14 protein-coding genes are annotated in these 14,501 nt (G+C 41.7%); 12 read left to right on the forward strand and 2 right to left on the reverse strand.

Annotated features, from left to right (window positions below; genetic code table 11):
* Window positions 1-194: 194 nt before the first annotated feature.
* The 6 genes from cyoA to PSF09_RS14685 all read left to right on the forward strand — a co-directional run bounded on the left by cyoA (window position 195) and on the right by PSF09_RS14685 (window position 6,811).
* Window positions 195-1,145: a cytochrome o ubiquinol oxidase subunit II gene (cyoA, locus tag PSF09_RS14660; RefSeq protein WP_210836509.1), complete on the forward strand. Its 951-nt coding sequence runs from the start codon at window positions 195-197 to the stop codon at window positions 1,143-1,145.
* Window positions 1,146-1,149: 4 nt separating this feature from the next.
* A complete protein-coding gene (gene cyoB / locus PSF09_RS14665; protein ID WP_210836507.1) occupies window positions 1,150-3,141 on the forward strand; it encodes a cytochrome o ubiquinol oxidase subunit I in 1,992 nt (663 codons plus the stop codon).
* Window positions 3,131-3,745, forward strand: coding sequence for a cytochrome o ubiquinol oxidase subunit III (locus tag PSF09_RS14670; protein WP_206084594.1), 615 nt, complete (start codon window positions 3,131-3,133; stop codon window positions 3,743-3,745). The genes cyoB and PSF09_RS14670 overlap by 11 nt, the downstream gene beginning before the upstream one ends.
* Window positions 3,746-4,078: a cytochrome o ubiquinol oxidase subunit IV gene (locus tag PSF09_RS14675; protein WP_042846921.1), complete on the forward strand. Its 333-nt coding sequence runs from the start codon at window positions 3,746-3,748 to the stop codon at window positions 4,076-4,078.
* A gap of 12 nt (window positions 4,079-4,090) precedes the next feature.
* Complete coding sequence (gene cyoE, locus PSF09_RS14680) at window positions 4,091-4,978, forward strand: heme o synthase (protein WP_272665576.1); 888 nt, start codon at window positions 4,091-4,093, stop codon at window positions 4,976-4,978.
* A gap of 471 nt (window positions 4,979-5,449) precedes the next feature.
* Entirely contained in the window at window positions 5,450-6,811 is a 1,362-nt protein-coding gene (locus tag PSF09_RS14685) for an MFS transporter (protein ID WP_272665577.1), read from the forward strand.
* Between the two features lie 48 nt (window positions 6,812-6,859).
* Here the strand turns inward: PSF09_RS14685 and PSF09_RS14690 are convergent, their stop codons facing one another.
* Window positions 6,860-7,351, reverse strand: a complete 492-nt coding sequence (locus PSF09_RS14690; RefSeq protein ID WP_210836504.1) for a YajQ family cyclic di-GMP-binding protein — start codon at window positions 7,349-7,351, stop codon at window positions 6,860-6,862.
* A gap of 188 nt (window positions 7,352-7,539) precedes the next feature.
* On the opposite strand from PSF09_RS14690, the gene panE reads away from it, so the two are divergent.
* The 3 genes from panE to PSF09_RS14705 all read left to right on the forward strand — a co-directional run bounded on the left by panE (window position 7,540) and on the right by PSF09_RS14705 (window position 9,421).
* Window positions 7,540-8,451, forward strand: coding sequence for a 2-dehydropantoate 2-reductase (panE, locus tag PSF09_RS14695; protein WP_272665578.1), 912 nt, complete (start codon window positions 7,540-7,542; stop codon window positions 8,449-8,451).
* Window positions 8,414-9,007 carry a protein deglycase YajL gene (gene yajL, locus PSF09_RS14700; protein ID WP_272665579.1) on the forward strand — a complete coding sequence of 198 codons (594 nt, stop codon included), beginning with the start codon at window positions 8,414-8,416 and terminating at the stop codon, window positions 9,005-9,007. Before panE ends, yajL begins: the two co-directional genes overlap by 38 nt.
* 270 nt (window positions 9,008-9,277) lie before the next feature.
* A complete protein-coding gene (locus PSF09_RS14705; RefSeq protein WP_272665580.1) occupies window positions 9,278-9,421 on the forward strand; it encodes a Hok/Gef family protein in 144 nt (47 codons plus the stop codon).
* 70 nt (window positions 9,422-9,491) lie between these two features.
* On the opposite strand, the gene thiI is transcribed toward PSF09_RS14705, so the two are convergent.
* A complete protein-coding gene (thiI, locus tag PSF09_RS14710) occupies window positions 9,492-10,943 on the reverse strand; it encodes a tRNA uracil 4-sulfurtransferase ThiI (RefSeq protein ID WP_272684073.1) in 1,452 nt (483 codons plus the stop codon).
* A 220-nt stretch (window positions 10,944-11,163) separates the two neighbouring features.
* Between thiI and xseB the strand changes: the two genes are divergently transcribed.
* The 3 genes from xseB to dxs all read left to right on the forward strand — a co-directional run bounded on the left by xseB (window position 11,164) and on the right by dxs (window position 14,451).
* On the forward strand, window positions 11,164-11,415 hold the full coding sequence (gene xseB / locus PSF09_RS14715; RefSeq protein ID WP_272665582.1) for an exodeoxyribonuclease VII small subunit: 252 nt from the start codon (window positions 11,164-11,166) through the stop codon (window positions 11,413-11,415).
* 3 nt (window positions 11,416-11,418) lie between these two features.
* The gene (gene ispA / locus PSF09_RS14720; RefSeq protein ID WP_272665583.1) at window positions 11,419-12,336 is read left to right on the forward strand and encodes a (2E,6E)-farnesyl diphosphate synthase; all 918 of its coding nucleotides are present in this window, start codon (window positions 11,419-11,421) and stop codon (window positions 12,334-12,336) included.
* Window positions 12,337-12,585: 249 nt separating this feature from the next.
* Window positions 12,586-14,451, forward strand: coding sequence for a 1-deoxy-D-xylulose-5-phosphate synthase (dxs, locus tag PSF09_RS14725; RefSeq protein ID WP_272665584.1), 1,866 nt, complete (start codon window positions 12,586-12,588; stop codon window positions 14,449-14,451).
* Window positions 14,452-14,501 lie beyond the last annotated feature (50 nt).

Raw genomic sequence — 14,501 nt, forward strand, 5'->3', positions numbered from 1 at the left:
TTTTATCAATGCATACTTATAAATCGCATTAATTTTAACGTTTTCTTTATAAGTTCTTTACATGTGATCATATTAACATAAAGAGCTAACAATTCCGTTTCTTTGCCTTACAATCATTTACACTCGCATAACCTTACCGTAAAATGCCCGCACTGATGAAACGACAATTAGATTCTTGTCATTTGGGGTCGTGGATGAGACTTATGAACTACAAAAAAAGCATCGGAGCAATCTCACTAGCTGTAGCAGCCTTATTACTAGGCGGTTGCGATATGGTGTTGATGGATCCAAAAGGCGCCGTTGGCGTTAAACAAAAAGAGCTAATTCTTATTGCAATTGGCTTAATGCTACTTGTTGTTATTCCTGTTATTTTCATGACGATTATCTTCGCAAGAAAATACCGTGAATCCAACACGTCAGCAACCTACCGTCCTAACTGGGCTCACTCAAATAAAATTGAGTTAGTCTGCTGGACTGTTCCTATCATCATTATCATTATTCTGGGTGCTATCACTTGGAAGACGACACATGAGCTGGACCCGTATCAGCCATTAGTGAGTGATCAGGAACCTGTCACGATTGAAGTTATTTCTGCTGACTGGAAATGGATATTCATTTATCCGGAGCAAGGAATTGCAACAGTTAATGAAATCGCATTCCCTACAGGTGTGCCAGTTAACTTCAAAATTACGTCAGATTCGGTGATGAACTCCTTCTTCATTCCATCTTTAGGTGGCCAAATCTACGCGATGGCAGGTATGCAAACAAAGCTTCATTTAATCGCTAACGAACCAGGTACTTATAAGGGCTTCTCTGCAAGCTACAGTGGCCACGGTTTCTCTGATATGAAGTTTAATGCGATTGCAACACCTGACCGCCAAGGTTTTGATGAGTGGGTACAAAAGGTAAAAGCTTCTCCTAAAACAATGGATACCATGCAGGCATTCGACGAAGTCGCTAAGCCAAGCACAAATGTTCCTGTTACCTACTTCTCTAGCGTGAAACCTAATCTTTATAACGACATCGTTCTGAAGTTTGGTCATGAGCACCATAAAGGTCACGCTCCTGTAGAAACCAAAGAAGAATCTACAGGTCATTCTATGCATATGAGCCATAACGCTCATGCAGCAGGCGCTGAGGAATAAGGGCATGTTCGGAAAATTAACACTAGATGCAGTTCCGCTCCATGAGCCGATCATCGTTGTCACACTGATTGCTATTGTCCTTGGTGGGCTTGGCTTAGTCGGTGTGATCTCCTACTTCGGTAAGTGGAAATGGCTGTGGAAAGAATGGTTAACCTCTGTTGACCATAAGAAAATTGGTGTCATGTACATCATTGTGGCGATGGTCATGTTATTCCGTGGCTTCGCGGATGCTATCATGATGCGTGGGCAGCAAGTTCTCGCTTCTGCTGGCCAAGAGGGTTTCTTAAATCCTCATCACTATGACCAAATTTTTACCGCGCACGGCGTTATCATGATTTTCTTCATGGCAACTCCATTCGTTGTTGGTCTGATGAACTTAGTTGTACCTCTGCAAATTGGTGCACGTGACGTTGCCTTCCCATTCCTTAACTCATTGAGCTTCTGGTTCTTTGTAGTCGGTGTTGTCTTAATCAACATATCTTTAGGGGTAGGTGAATTCGCACAAACAGGTTGGTTAGCATATCCACCATTATCGGGCTTGGAGTACAACCCTGGGGTCGGGGTCGATTACTGGCTCTGGAGTCTCCAGATATCCGGTATTGGTACACTATTAACAGGGGTTAACTTCATCGCCACCATTATCCGTATGCGTACTCCGGGTATGTCGATGATGAAAATGCCTGTATTCAGCTGGGCTGCGTTATGTACTAACGTATTGATTGTTGCTGCTTTCCCTATTTTAACTGTTACTCTGACGCTTCTGACGTTAGACCGTTATTTAGGTACCCATTTCTTCACTAACGATATGGGCGGCAACATGATGATGTACATCAACCTGATTTGGGCATGGGGTCACCCTGAGGTGTATATCCTTGTTCTGCCAGTGTTCGGTGTGTTCTCTGAAGTCGCAGCAACCTTCTCGAAAAAACGTTTATTCGGTTATACCTCATTAGTTTGGGCGACAATCGTTATCACCGTTATGTCCTTCATCGTATGGCTGCACCACTTCTTTACGATGGGTTCTGGCGCGAACGTGAACGCCTTCTTCGGTATCGCCACTATGATTATCGCAATCCCAACAGGGGTTAAGATCTTCAACTGGCTATTTACCATGTACCAAGGCCGCATCGAGTTTAAATCACCGATGCTATGGACTATCGGTTTCATCATCACCTTCTCTGTAGGTGGTATGACGGGTGTTCTGTTAGCCGTACCAGGTGCGAACTTCGTTCTGCACAACAGCTTATTCCTGATTGCTCACTTCCATAACGTTATCATTGGTGGTGTGGTATTCGGATGTTTCGCTGGTATGACTTACTGGTTCCCGAAAGCTTACGGCTTTACGCTGAATGAGAAATGGGGTGTCCGTGCATTCTGGTTCTGGATCATCGGTTTCTTCTTAGCATTCATGCCGTTATATATTCTGGGCTTTATGGGTATGACCCGTCGTTTAAGCCAGAATATTGACCCTGCTTATCACTCAATGTTAGTTGCGGCTGCATTCGGTGCTGCGTTAATCGCAATCGGTATTGCATGCCAAGTTATCCAAATCATTGTGAGTATCCGTGACCGTCATGAAAACCGTGATTTAACGGGTGACCCATGGGGTGGACGTACTCTTGAGTGGGCAACTTCTTCACCACCACCATTCTATAACTTTGCGATTGAACCACACGTTCAAACTCGTGATGCTTGGTGGGATCTGAAAGAAAAAGGGCTTGCTCATAAGAAACCAGCTTCATATGAAGAAATTCATATGCCGAAAAATACCGGCGCTGGCGTTATCATCGCTGCATTTAGCTTGGTTTTAGGTTTCGCAATGATCTGGCACATCTGGTGGCTCGCAATCGTTGGTTTCGGTGGAATGATCGTCACTTGGATTGCAAAAAGCTTCGACGAAGATGTTGATTACTACGTACCTGTGGCTGAAATCGAAGAAATCGAGAATAAGCACTTTGAAGAATTACGTAAGGCAGGTGTGAACGATGTCAACTAATACAATGACTAACCAAAATATCGCCCATGCAGAGCATGGGCACCACGATGCAGGTGGCACTAAAGTATTCGGTTTCTGGCTCTATATCATGAGCGACTTGATCCTGTTTGCTTGTTTGTTTGCTACCTATGTTGTTTTGGCCGATGGAACTGCCGGCGGTCCTGCTGGTAAAGATATCTTCAGTCTGAAGTTCGTATTAGGCGAAACTTTCTTACTGTTAGTGAGTAGTATCACCTACGGCTTCGCAATGATTGCGATGCACAAAGGAAAAATCGGTGCAGTTAACTTATGGCTGTTCGCGACATTCCTGCTAGGTCTTGGCTTCGTTATCATGGAAGTCTATGAGTTCCATGAACTGATTGCTGAAGGCTTTGGCCCTGACCGTAGTGGTTTCTTATCTGGCTTCTTTGCACTAGTTGCAACCCACGGTCTACACGTATCTGCGGGTCTGATTTGGATTGTTATCATGATGATTCAAGTGACTCGTCGTGGTCTGACTGATGTCAACAAAACACGTTTGAACTGCCTAAGCCTGTTCTGGCACTTCTTAGATGTGGTTTGGATTTGTGTATTTACCGTTGTTTATCTTCTGGGGGCTATTTAAATGAGTCATGCAAAAGATGCTCACACTGGAGCAAGCCACGGTAGCGTTAAGACATACCTGATTGGCTTTATTCTGTCAGTCATCCTAACGGTCATTCCGTTCTGGATGGTGATGGAAGGCACAGCGTCAACCTCAACCATTCTTTGGACTGTTGTTGGCATGGCAGTCGTGCAAATCCTAGTTCACTTAGTATGTTTCTTACATATGAATACCTCATCTGATGAGCGTTGGAACTTGGTTGCATTTCTGTTCACCATGCTAATTGTCGGCATTGTTGTTGTCGGCTCGCTGTGGATTATGTACAACCTGAACATCAATATGATGCTCGACTAAAGAGTTGCCGATATGTTTAAGCAATACCTGCAAGTGACCAAACCAGGAATTATATTCGGAAACTTGATATCTGTGATCGGTGGTTTTTTATTGGCTTCAAAAGGGTCAATTGATTACCCACTGTTCGTTGCGACTTTGCTGGGTGTATCACTGGTCGTGGCTTCTGGTTGTGTTTTTAACAACTACATCGACCGTGATATCGACCGTATCATGGAAAGAACGAAGAATCGCCCTTTAGTTAAAGGGTTGATTGATCCGAAAGTTAGCCTGATTTACGCTGCTGCATTGGGTATTGCTGGTATGGTGCTGCTACTTGTAGCAGCCAATGCGCTGGCAATGCTGCTTGCAGTTATCGGTTTCATTGTTTATGTAGGTGTTTATAGCCTATATATGAAACGTAAATCCGTTTATGGCACGCTGATTGGCAGCCTTTCAGGCGCAGCACCACCGGTTATCGGTTACTGCGCTGTTACAAATGAATTTGATGCAGGTGCGTTGATCCTGTTATTAATTTTCAGCTTGTGGCAGATGCCTCACTCGTATGCCATTGCTATCTTCCGTTTTAAGGATTACAAAGCCGCAAACATTCCTGTGTTACCGGTTATTAAAGGAATTTCCGTCGCGAAAACGCACATCTTCCTGTATATCCTAGCGTTTATGGTCGCAACATTAATGTTAGCTATCAGTGGATACGCGGGCTATAAGTACCTCATTGTAGGTGCAGCAGTCAGCTTATGGTGGCTAGGTATGGCAATTTCGGGTTTCAAAACCGAAAATGACGACCGAGTCTGGGCAAGAAAACTGTTTATCTTCTCAATCGTAGCAATTACTTCATTGAGCGTAATGATGTCAGTTGACCCTATAGTTTCAAGCGATACTGTTATAGCTCTCGTCAGATAACTTATCTGTTTACTGATGATAACAATGTCTAAACGGCGGGCCTTCCCCGCCGTTTTTATTTGTCTCTAACTGCTTTTACAACTCACTTTTACTTATTCTGCCTATCCTTATGAATCTATTTTATGGTTAAATAGCCGCTTGCCATTGATAAGCTAGATATTAAATGCACTATTAAAATGCTAATAGATTGATACTAAAAATATAACACCATAGCGTAATCCATATTTGTTCAACTTGTTGTATTTACTAGTATGTGATCTAGGTAGCTGAGAGAAGCCAACACCGCTACAGTACGAAACACAAGTAATTTGATTTAAATAATTTTGCTACAACATAAAACGAATTTATTCAAAATAGTTCGAGTTGTAGCAAGGCGGCAAACGAAGATATCCTAGGGAGCATACATAAGTATGTGACCTAGGTAGCTGAGAGAAGCCAACACCGCTACAGCACGAAATATGAAGAATAAAAATGAATGATAACAAAATGACATCCACAGAGCTTAGATCCACTTGGGGATTAGGCTCTGTTTTCTCCTTGCGAATGCTTGGAATGTTTATGGTATTACCTATTTTGACCAGCTATGGGATGCATTTACAGGGAGCTAACGAGTTCTTAGTGGGTGTCGCTATTGGTATCTATGGTCTTAGCCAAGCTATTTTCCAGATCCCTTTTGGTTTGATGTCAGACAAAATTGGAAGAAAGCCTTTAATTATTATTGGGTTATTCGTTTTTATTATCGGAAGTATCGTTGCGGCATTAAGTGATTCAATTTGGGGAATTATTATTGGGCGTGCTTTACAAGGCGCCGGTGCCATTTCTGCTGCCGTCATGGCACTACTTTCTGACCTAACTCGAGAACAAAATCGGACTAAAGCTATGGCCTTTTTAGGTATTAGTTTTGGTTTAACTTTTGCCATTGCCCTAGTGCTTGGTCCCATTCTCACTAACGTGGTTGGTCTAAGTGGTTTATTTTGGGGAATTGCACTACTTGCAGTTGGTGCTATTGCAGTGACTGTTTTTATTGTTCCTAATACCAATACTCATGTTTTAAACCGTGAGTCTGCATTTGTACAAGGTAATTTAAAAACAGTTTTAATGCACCCTCAACTACTCAAGTTAAATATAGGTATCCTTAGTTTACATACCCTACTGATGTCTAGTTTTGTTGCTTTACCTCTTATTATGACTGATTCTGGTTTTTTAGCGAAAGACCATTGGAAAGCCTATTTAATCACGATGTTAATCGCCTTTGTCACTGTACTTCCTTTCATAATTTATGCGGAAAAATACCGCAAAATGAAGCAGGTCTTCTTATTTTGTATTGTCGTTTTAGCATTGGCTGAAATTACCTTATGGCTTTCTGATAATCACTTATGGGTGATTTTCTTAGGTATTCAACTATTTTTTATTGCTTTCAATATTATGGAAGCCATTTTACCGTCGCTCATAAGCAAAGAGGCGCCTGCGGGCTACAAAGGAACAGCCATGGGCGTTTACTCCACCAGTCAGTTTTTAGGTGTTGCCATTGGCGGTATTGTCGGTGGGTGGCTGTATAACTTTGAAGGCGCGAGTACAGTCTTTATTGGTGGCTTAATTTTAACGATTATCTGGTTTATCGTTAGCTTAACCATGCAACAGCCGCCTTATGTCAGCAGTATTCGTATCGAGTTGCCTAAACACGTTAAGAATACCCGAGCTCTTGAACAGAGGTTGCAGGCGCAACATGGTGTCATGGAAGCGTTAGTTGTAGACGAAGAATTAAGTGCTTACGTTAAAGTAGATAGGAAAATTATCAATCGAGAGCAGCTTGAAGCGATCATTAATCAATAAGTCAGAATTAGCCCGTCAAAACGGGCTAACAATTTAATATCGAAATTATTAATCACGAAAATTATTAAACTGGAAAGGTTGGCCTAAGTTACCGCCGCGCACTAATGCCATGACAGATTGTAAGTCATCACGCGCTTTTCCCGTTACACGTACTTGGTCGCCTTGTACCTGAGCTTGAACTTTCAATTTGCTGTCTTTAATTAGTTTCACAATTTTCTTAGCAATGGCGCTATCAATACCTTGTTTGAAAGTTACTTCAACACTGTAAGTTTTTCCACTGTGAACGATATCTTCAGGAACATTCAACACCGCCCCATCAATACCACGCTTCGCCATTTTTTCTCTTAAAATATCAACTAATTGAAGTACTTGGAAATCAGATTCGCTAGTGATTTTAACCGACTCATTTTTGTCATTAAGCTCAAAACTGGCTTCGACATTTTTAAAATCCCAACGGCTGGTTAACTCACGCTGCGCATTTTCTACCGCATTACGCACTTCATTCATTTCAACTTCAGATACAATATCAAATGATGGCATAGCTAAAACCTCTACCAATAATTTTTTAAGTTATATGCATGATAACGTCTTTACTTGCCTCACTTCAAGTTATCAGGGATATGCGCAGCTTCACTAACTACAATTACACTGATTAAAAGGTTATACTGAAAAGAAATCACTTCCGCCTTGCTGAATAAGACGTTAGAGATTATTTCAAAGGGGAAACAATGAAAATAACCCTAATTGGTTGCGGTGCGATAGGTAAACTGTGGCTGGCTTCACTCACGTTACAAGGGCATGACACCCAAGGCTGGTTGCGTGTTGCTCAACCAGATTTATTTGTTGATGTGAATGAGCCCGATGGTCGTAATTTCCGAGAGCTAATCCCTTGTAATAACATTCACCACTTACAAACGAGTGAACTCATTATTATTTGCTTGAAGGCATGGCAAGTTTCTGATGCGCTGCTGCCTTTGCTGGGTAATATCCCAGAAAACACCCCTATTTTATTACTGCATAATGGCATGGGAACGATTGAAGAGCTGGCGCCTTTACGCCACCCTATCTTAGCGGGCGTCACAACCCATGCGGCTTGGCAAGAAAATAACCAAGTATTTCATGTCGCAAATGGAATCACGCATATCGGTGCTATCAATTCCCATGCACAAGCTTACTACCCAATAGCGGATATCTTGCATGAAGCCTTACCTGATGTGGCTTGGCATAATAATATTTTAACCACTTGCTGGCGTAAATTGATTGTAAACTGTGTCATTAACCCCCTAACTGTCGAACATAACTGTAAGAATGGTGAATTAATCCAGCATTCCACGCAAATATCTCGGATCATTGATGAGATATGTCATGTTATGGCGGCAGAAGGGCTGCATACGGATAAAGCAGAGCTGACTGAGTATATTTACGGCATTATCAATAATACCGCTGATAACTATTCCTCTATGTTACAAGATATGCGAAATAATCGCCGTACAGAGATTGATTACATCACTGGCTTTTTAATCAAACAAGCACGAGCTCATGGGATCAGTACGCCTGAAAACGATCGCCTTTACCATTTAGTCAAAAATAGAGAACAACAATATGACGACTTCCGTTCTAATCTGCATCGCTCATGGTAGTGAAGAAATTGAATTTACCACTACTGCTGATTTATTAGTTAGAGCAGGCATTGATGTGACTTTAGCGAGCGTGACGGAAGATGGTTCTTTAACCATTACCGCTTCACGAGGCCTAAAAATTATTGCCGATACCCCGTTGATTAAAGTTGCTGATGAACCTTTTGATGCCATTGTACTGCCTGGTGGTATGACTGGAGCGGAAACATTTCGTGATAGCCCACTGGTTGTGGAAAAAGTTCGCCGAATGCATCTTGATGGTAAAATTGTGGCGGCTATTTGTGCGGCGCCAGCGCTTGTACTTGAATATCACCAATTGTTTCCGCTAGGTAATATGACTGGTTTTCCATCAATGAAAGATAAAATTCCAGCCCATAAATGGGTCGACCGCCGAGTCTACTTTGATGAGCGAGTTAACTTATTAACCAGCCAAGGACCCGCTACTTCCTTTGATTTTGCGTTAAAATTAATTGAGTTGTTGGTCGGGCGCGAAATTGCAGGCCAAGTGGCAGCTCAGTTAGTTTTACCGAATGGGATCAACGATTATTTAGAAGATTAAGTGCGAAAGTATAAGCATAAAAAATGAGTTTAAAAACTACATTAACCAATTGAATTAAAAGAAATTAAAAACAAAAATAGCAGTAAAAAAACTTTGTTAGCCCCCATTTTTTGCTATTATCAGCGACGGGTGCTTGGATCAGTTTGGTTCAAGCATTTGTGAGAGCCAAAAAGACGAAAGCCCCGAATTTAGATGTTAATCTTAATCCGAGGCAGTTTCCAAATCTCAACAATTTGATTCTGTCTCCTTTTAGAAAAGGAGTCAAGAGGAATGGCCAAAATTGCCCTTCTGGGGCTAGTTACCGTGTGTCTTACGGTGTTGTGTTTTTCGTTATTGATGCAAGAAAGGCTATGCTCTTTCAGTATCAGCAGCGGAAGCACGCTGGTTCAAGCTACGTTATCCTGCGATAAGTAGTCTGGTGGGGGAAATTTCCCCCACATTTCTCTTTGTTGATGAGTTGGTGATACAAGCACCCTGTTTTACGTTACGGGCGATAAACCTTTATATTTTCATAACCTTGCTCTTTTAGGTATAGCGCTTGCAAGCGGCTCATTACCCCACGGTCACAATATAATAAATAGGTTTTATCTTTTGGTAAGTCACCAAACTGTGTACTGAGTTTATAAAATGGGATATGTTTAATTTCCATACCTTCAACAGACAACGGCTTATCTTCAAATTCATCAATTGAACGGATATCTAAAATCACTTCATTTTCAATTGAAAGCTCACTCACCATTTCAATTTCAGGGACTTTTTCTAAGCTTTCTTGCGCAATTTGGCGAATATCAATATTTTGCGCTTGTTCAACAACAGACTCTAAAATACCAAAATCAAAATTGTCTTCCTCTGCTTCAATACGTGCCTTCACTGCTTTAACTGTTGGGCTTTTTGAAATCACACCGCAATATTCGGGCATGGTTTTTGCGAAATCTTCAGTGCCAATTTGGCGAGCTAGTTTGATAATGTGTTCTTTATCATGGGAAATTAATGGCCTTAATACTAAGGTATCAGACGCATTATCAATCAAACGTAAGTTTGTTAGGGTTTGGCTGGAAACTTGCCCAAGTGCTTCACCCGTGACAATCGCCTGCACGCCATAACGCTCTGCGACTTTAGATGCGGCTCTTACCATCATACGTTTGAGCACAACCCCCATTTGGCCATCATCAACTTTTTCTAAAATTTCAGCGACAACGGGCTCAAAGTTTACAGCAATAAAACGGACTTTATGGGAGCTACCAAAACGATTCCACAGATAATGTGCGATTTGCTTCACACCAATTTCATGAGCTGCACCGCCTAAATTAAAGAAACAGTAGTGAACACGACAACCACGGCGCATTAACATATAGCTCGATACACCTGAATCAAAACCACCCGAAATGAGTGATAACACATCTTCTTGAGTCCCAATAGGGAAACCACCGATACCTTCAATGCGTGCTTTAACTAAAATAAGTTTATCATCTTCGATTTCTAAGTGAATCGTGGTATCAGGGTCTTTAAGCTTAACTTTTGCAGAGGCAATGTGTTGATTTAACCCACCACCGATATACCGTTCAGCGTCGATAGATGAAAATTCATGTTTACCGCGACGTTTTACCCGCACACAGAATGTTTTATTTTCTAATGATTCACCATAAGCTTCGTGTGTCATTTCGTAAATATGATGTAGACTGGTAAATGGTTTTTCTTCCACTTCAAGAATATGGTGAATACCTGGAATGCGCCCTAGCATGTCACAAATTTCGTCGTGTTTTGTTTCTCCCTTCACACGCACTTCAATGTTATCCCAATTACGGACAACCGAAATCTCTTCGCCAAGTGGTTTAAGCACGTTACGGATATTACTGGTCAAAATTTTAATAAAACGTAGCCTAACAGTTTGGCTTTTAATGGTAATTTCTGGGAATAACTTAATGATAAACTTCATAATAGCTGCATGTTCATGGTGGTTGAGGGCAAATGAATGTGCCTTAACAGAGACACATGACACGTTACCAATTGTCAATAAAGAGGCGTATTATAACACTATCTTGCGGGTTGAATCTAAAAACCCCAATAATAAATTGTAACCGTAGCAAGACTGCGTTAGTCTGCTGAATATTTAAAATCCCTCGAATTAACTGATTTCACATTAGTGGCTAAAGACTATGGCTAAAGAAAAAACTCAGCAAGTTCCGACTGTTAGTTTTGAAAACTCGCTTCAAGAGCTAGAGCAGATCGTCGCTCGCCTAGAATCCGGTGAACTTCCCTTAGAAGATGCCCTTAATGAGTTTGAACGTGGTGTTCAAATTGCTAAACAAGGTCAAAAAGTATTACAGCAAGCAGAGCAACGTGTACAAATTTTGCTAAACGATGACGAAAATAAACCTCTAGCCGATTTTTCACCTGATACTGAATAAATTATGTCTGAACAACATTTAGATAGCTTTACGCAGCAACAAAAGCAAGCCTACGACAGAGTCAATCAATACCTATTAGATGCCTTAAATACGCTGCCGTTTGCAGACCTTCCACTTGCTCAGGCGATGCGCTATGGCACATTATTGGGTGGAAAACGTTTACGTCCATTTTTAACTTATGCCATCGGTTCTATGTTTGGTGTTAGCCAAGAAAATCTTGATGCCCCAGCTGCCGCAGTCGAATGTATTCATGCTTATTCATTAATCCATGATGATTTACCTGCAATGGATGATGATGATCTGCGTCGTGGCCAACCAACTTGCCACATTAAATACGGTGAAGGCAATGCAGTGCTTGCTGGAGATGCATTACAAACATTGGCATTCCAATTGTTGTCATCTGCACCAATGCCAGATGTGACAGACAAAGACCGCATAGCAATGATTGCAGAGTTATCATATGCAAGTGGCTTAGCAGGAATGTGTGGCGGGCAAGCTCTTGATTTAGATGCAGAAGGAAAGCAAGTTGACCTTGAATCTCTCGAGCGCATTCATCAACATAAAACAGGGGCATTAATTCGTGCAGCAATCCGTCTTGGTGCTTTCGCTGCAGGTGAAAAAGGTCAAAAATTACTGCCTGTTTTAGACAAATATGCACAATCCATCGGTCTTGCCTTTCAAGTACAGGACGATATTCTAGATGTTATCGGTGATAGCGAAGTCACGGGTAAACGCCAAGGAACGGATGCTGAACATGAAAAAAGCACCTATCCATCGCTATTAGGGCTTGAAGCAGCTCAAAAAAAAGCACGTGAGCTATATCATGATGCGATAGACGCTTTAGAGACTCTCCAGTCCCATGGATATAATATAGAAATGCTAAGCGCTTTAGCTAATTTCATTATTGAACGTAAAAGCTGACAATATGCTTTGCCTTTTGGCTACAAGAAGATCGATAATTACGGCAATTTATTACCCTAATGCATCTTCGAATCATTCCTATAACCAAAAAAATAGATGGATTACTTCTTAATCACTCGAGTTATAGGCAGACGATAAACGAAGGCAACCCAACAGCAGATAGAAGCTTTATGCTGCTAAATACTGAGAATAGTCATTTTACTGTGGCTAGGTAAGTTGGGTTTTTTATTAATTATAAGTGAGCAACTAATGAGTATTGATATCGCTAAATATCCCACGCTAGCCTTGGCAGAGACACCAGATGAGCTTCGTCTGTTGCCTAAAGAAAGTTTGCCTAAGCTTTGTGACGAACTCAGACAATTCTTACTGAGTAGCGTGGGTCGCTCTAGCGGTCACTTTGCTTCTGGCCTCGGTGCTGTTGAACTCACCGTTGCATTACATTATGTCTATAAAACCCCATTTGATAATCTTGTTTGGGATGTCGGCCACCAAGCCTACCCACATAAGATATTAACGGGTCGCCGTGACCGTATTGATACCATCCGTCAAAAAGATGGCCTACATCCCTTTCCATGGCGCGAAGAAAGTGAATATGACATTTTAAGTGTTGGCCATTCCTCAACATCCATTAGTGCCGGTTTAGGTATGGCCATTGCTGCAGAAAAAGAGCAACAAAGCCGTAAAACAGTTTGTGTGATTGGTGATGGCGCCATCACCGCTGGAATGGCATTTGAAGCAATGAACCATGCAGGAGATGCCGCACCTGACATGTTGGTTATCTTAAACGATAACGAAATGTCTATTTCAGAAAATGTTGGCGCACTAAACAATCACTTAGCTCACTTACTTTCTGGAAAGCTCTATACAACATTACGTGAAGGTGGGAAAAAAGTTTTTTCTAACATGCCACCTATCAAAGAATTACTGAAAAAGACTGAAGAACACATTAAAGGCATGGTCGTACCGGGGACCATGTTTGAAGAATTAGGTTTTAACTATATTGGCCCTGTTGACGGCCATGATGTTGTTGCCTTAGTTCAAACGTTAAAAAATATGCGTGACTTAAAAGGACCGCAATTTTTACATATTATGACCAAAAAAGGTCGCGGCTATGAGCCGGCAGAAAAAGACCCAATTAGCTGGCATGCAGTCCCTAAATTTGACCCAAGTACATTCACTTTGCCCAAAAGCAAAGAGACGGGGCCGACATTCTCTAAAATTTTTGGTGATTGGCTGTGTGAAGAGGCTAAAGATGATAGCAAGTTGATGGCTATCACCCCTGCGATGCGAGAAGGCTCTGGTATGGTTCGGTTTTCTAAAGAATTCCCTGATCAATACTTCGATGTCGCAATTGCCGAGCAACATGCTGTCACCTTTGCCGCTGGCCTTGCTATTGGTGGCTATAAGCCTATCGTTGCTATCTATTCGACTTTCTTACAACGCGGTTACGACCAAGTCATTCATGATGTGGCTATCCAAAAGGTGCCTGTTATGTTTGCGATCGACCGAGCCGGTATTGTGGGGGCTGATGGGCAAACTCACCAAGGTTCTTTTGATATTTCATTCCTGCGCTGTATACCAACCATGGTTATTATGGCTCCAAGTGATGAAAATGAGTGCCGCCAAATGCTACATACTGGCTATCATTACCAAGATGGTCCATGTGCTGTACGTTACCCTCGAGGCACAGGAACAGGCGCTGAGTTACAGCCGTTATCATTGCTGCCTATTGGTAAGGGGATTGTTCGTCGTCAAGGTGAAAAAGTCGCTATCTTATGCTTTGGTACCTTATTAAGCCACGCATTGGTCGCCGCCGAGCAACTTAATGCAACTGTTGTTGATATGCGTTTTGTAAAGCCTTTAGACGAAGCGCTTATCCTTGAAATGGCCAATACTCATGATGTACTTGTCACTCTCGAAGAGAATGCCATCATGGGTGGGGCTGGTAGCGGAGTGAATGAATTCTTAATGCATGAGAAAAAAATCATTCCAACCTTAAACCTTGGTTTGCCTGACTATTTTATTTCTCAAGGTACCCAAGAAGAACTTATTGCTGAACTGGGCTTAGATTCCACAGGTATTGTTAATTCTATTAATAACTACTTAGCCAAATAATTTTTATCTCTAGGAGGGCATTGCATCAACATGCAATGCTCTATTCAATT

Source organism: Providencia sp. PROV141 (assembly GCF_028481645.1).
GTDB lineage: Bacteria > Pseudomonadota > Gammaproteobacteria > Enterobacterales > Enterobacteriaceae > Providencia > Providencia rettgeri.

Coding starts and splice junctions, on each gene's coding strand:
- cyoA (WP_210836509.1), top strand. CDS start 195: ATGAGACTTATGAACTACAAAAAAAGCATCGGAGCAATCTCACTAGCT.
- cyoB (WP_210836507.1), top strand. CDS start 1,150: ATGTTCGGAAAATTAACACTAGATGCAGTTCCGCTCCATGAGCCGATC.
- PSF09_RS14670 (WP_206084594.1), top strand. CDS start 3,131: ATGTCAACTAATACAATGACTAACCAAAATATCGCCCATGCAGAGCAT.
- PSF09_RS14675 (WP_042846921.1), top strand. CDS start 3,746: ATGAGTCATGCAAAAGATGCTCACACTGGAGCAAGCCACGGTAGCGTT.
- cyoE (WP_272665576.1), top strand. CDS start 4,091: ATGTTTAAGCAATACCTGCAAGTGACCAAACCAGGAATTATATTCGGA.
- PSF09_RS14685 (WP_272665577.1), top strand. CDS start 5,450: ATGAATGATAACAAAATGACATCCACAGAGCTTAGATCCACTTGGGGA.
- PSF09_RS14690 (WP_210836504.1), bottom strand. CDS start 7,351: ATGCCATCATTTGATATTGTATCTGAAGTTGAAATGAATGAAGTGCGT.
- panE (WP_272665578.1), top strand. CDS start 7,540: ATGAAAATAACCCTAATTGGTTGCGGTGCGATAGGTAAACTGTGGCTG.
- yajL (WP_272665579.1), top strand. CDS start 8,414: ATGACGACTTCCGTTCTAATCTGCATCGCTCATGGTAGTGAAGAAATT.
- PSF09_RS14705 (WP_272665580.1), top strand. CDS start 9,278: ATGGCCAAAATTGCCCTTCTGGGGCTAGTTACCGTGTGTCTTACGGTG.
- thiI (WP_272684073.1), bottom strand. CDS start 10,943: ATGAAGTTTATCATTAAGTTATTCCCAGAAATTACCATTAAAAGCCAA.
- xseB (WP_272665582.1), top strand. CDS start 11,164: ATGGCTAAAGAAAAAACTCAGCAAGTTCCGACTGTTAGTTTTGAAAAC.
- ispA (WP_272665583.1), top strand. CDS start 11,419: ATGTCTGAACAACATTTAGATAGCTTTACGCAGCAACAAAAGCAAGCC.
- dxs (WP_272665584.1), top strand. CDS start 12,586: ATGAGTATTGATATCGCTAAATATCCCACGCTAGCCTTGGCAGAGACA.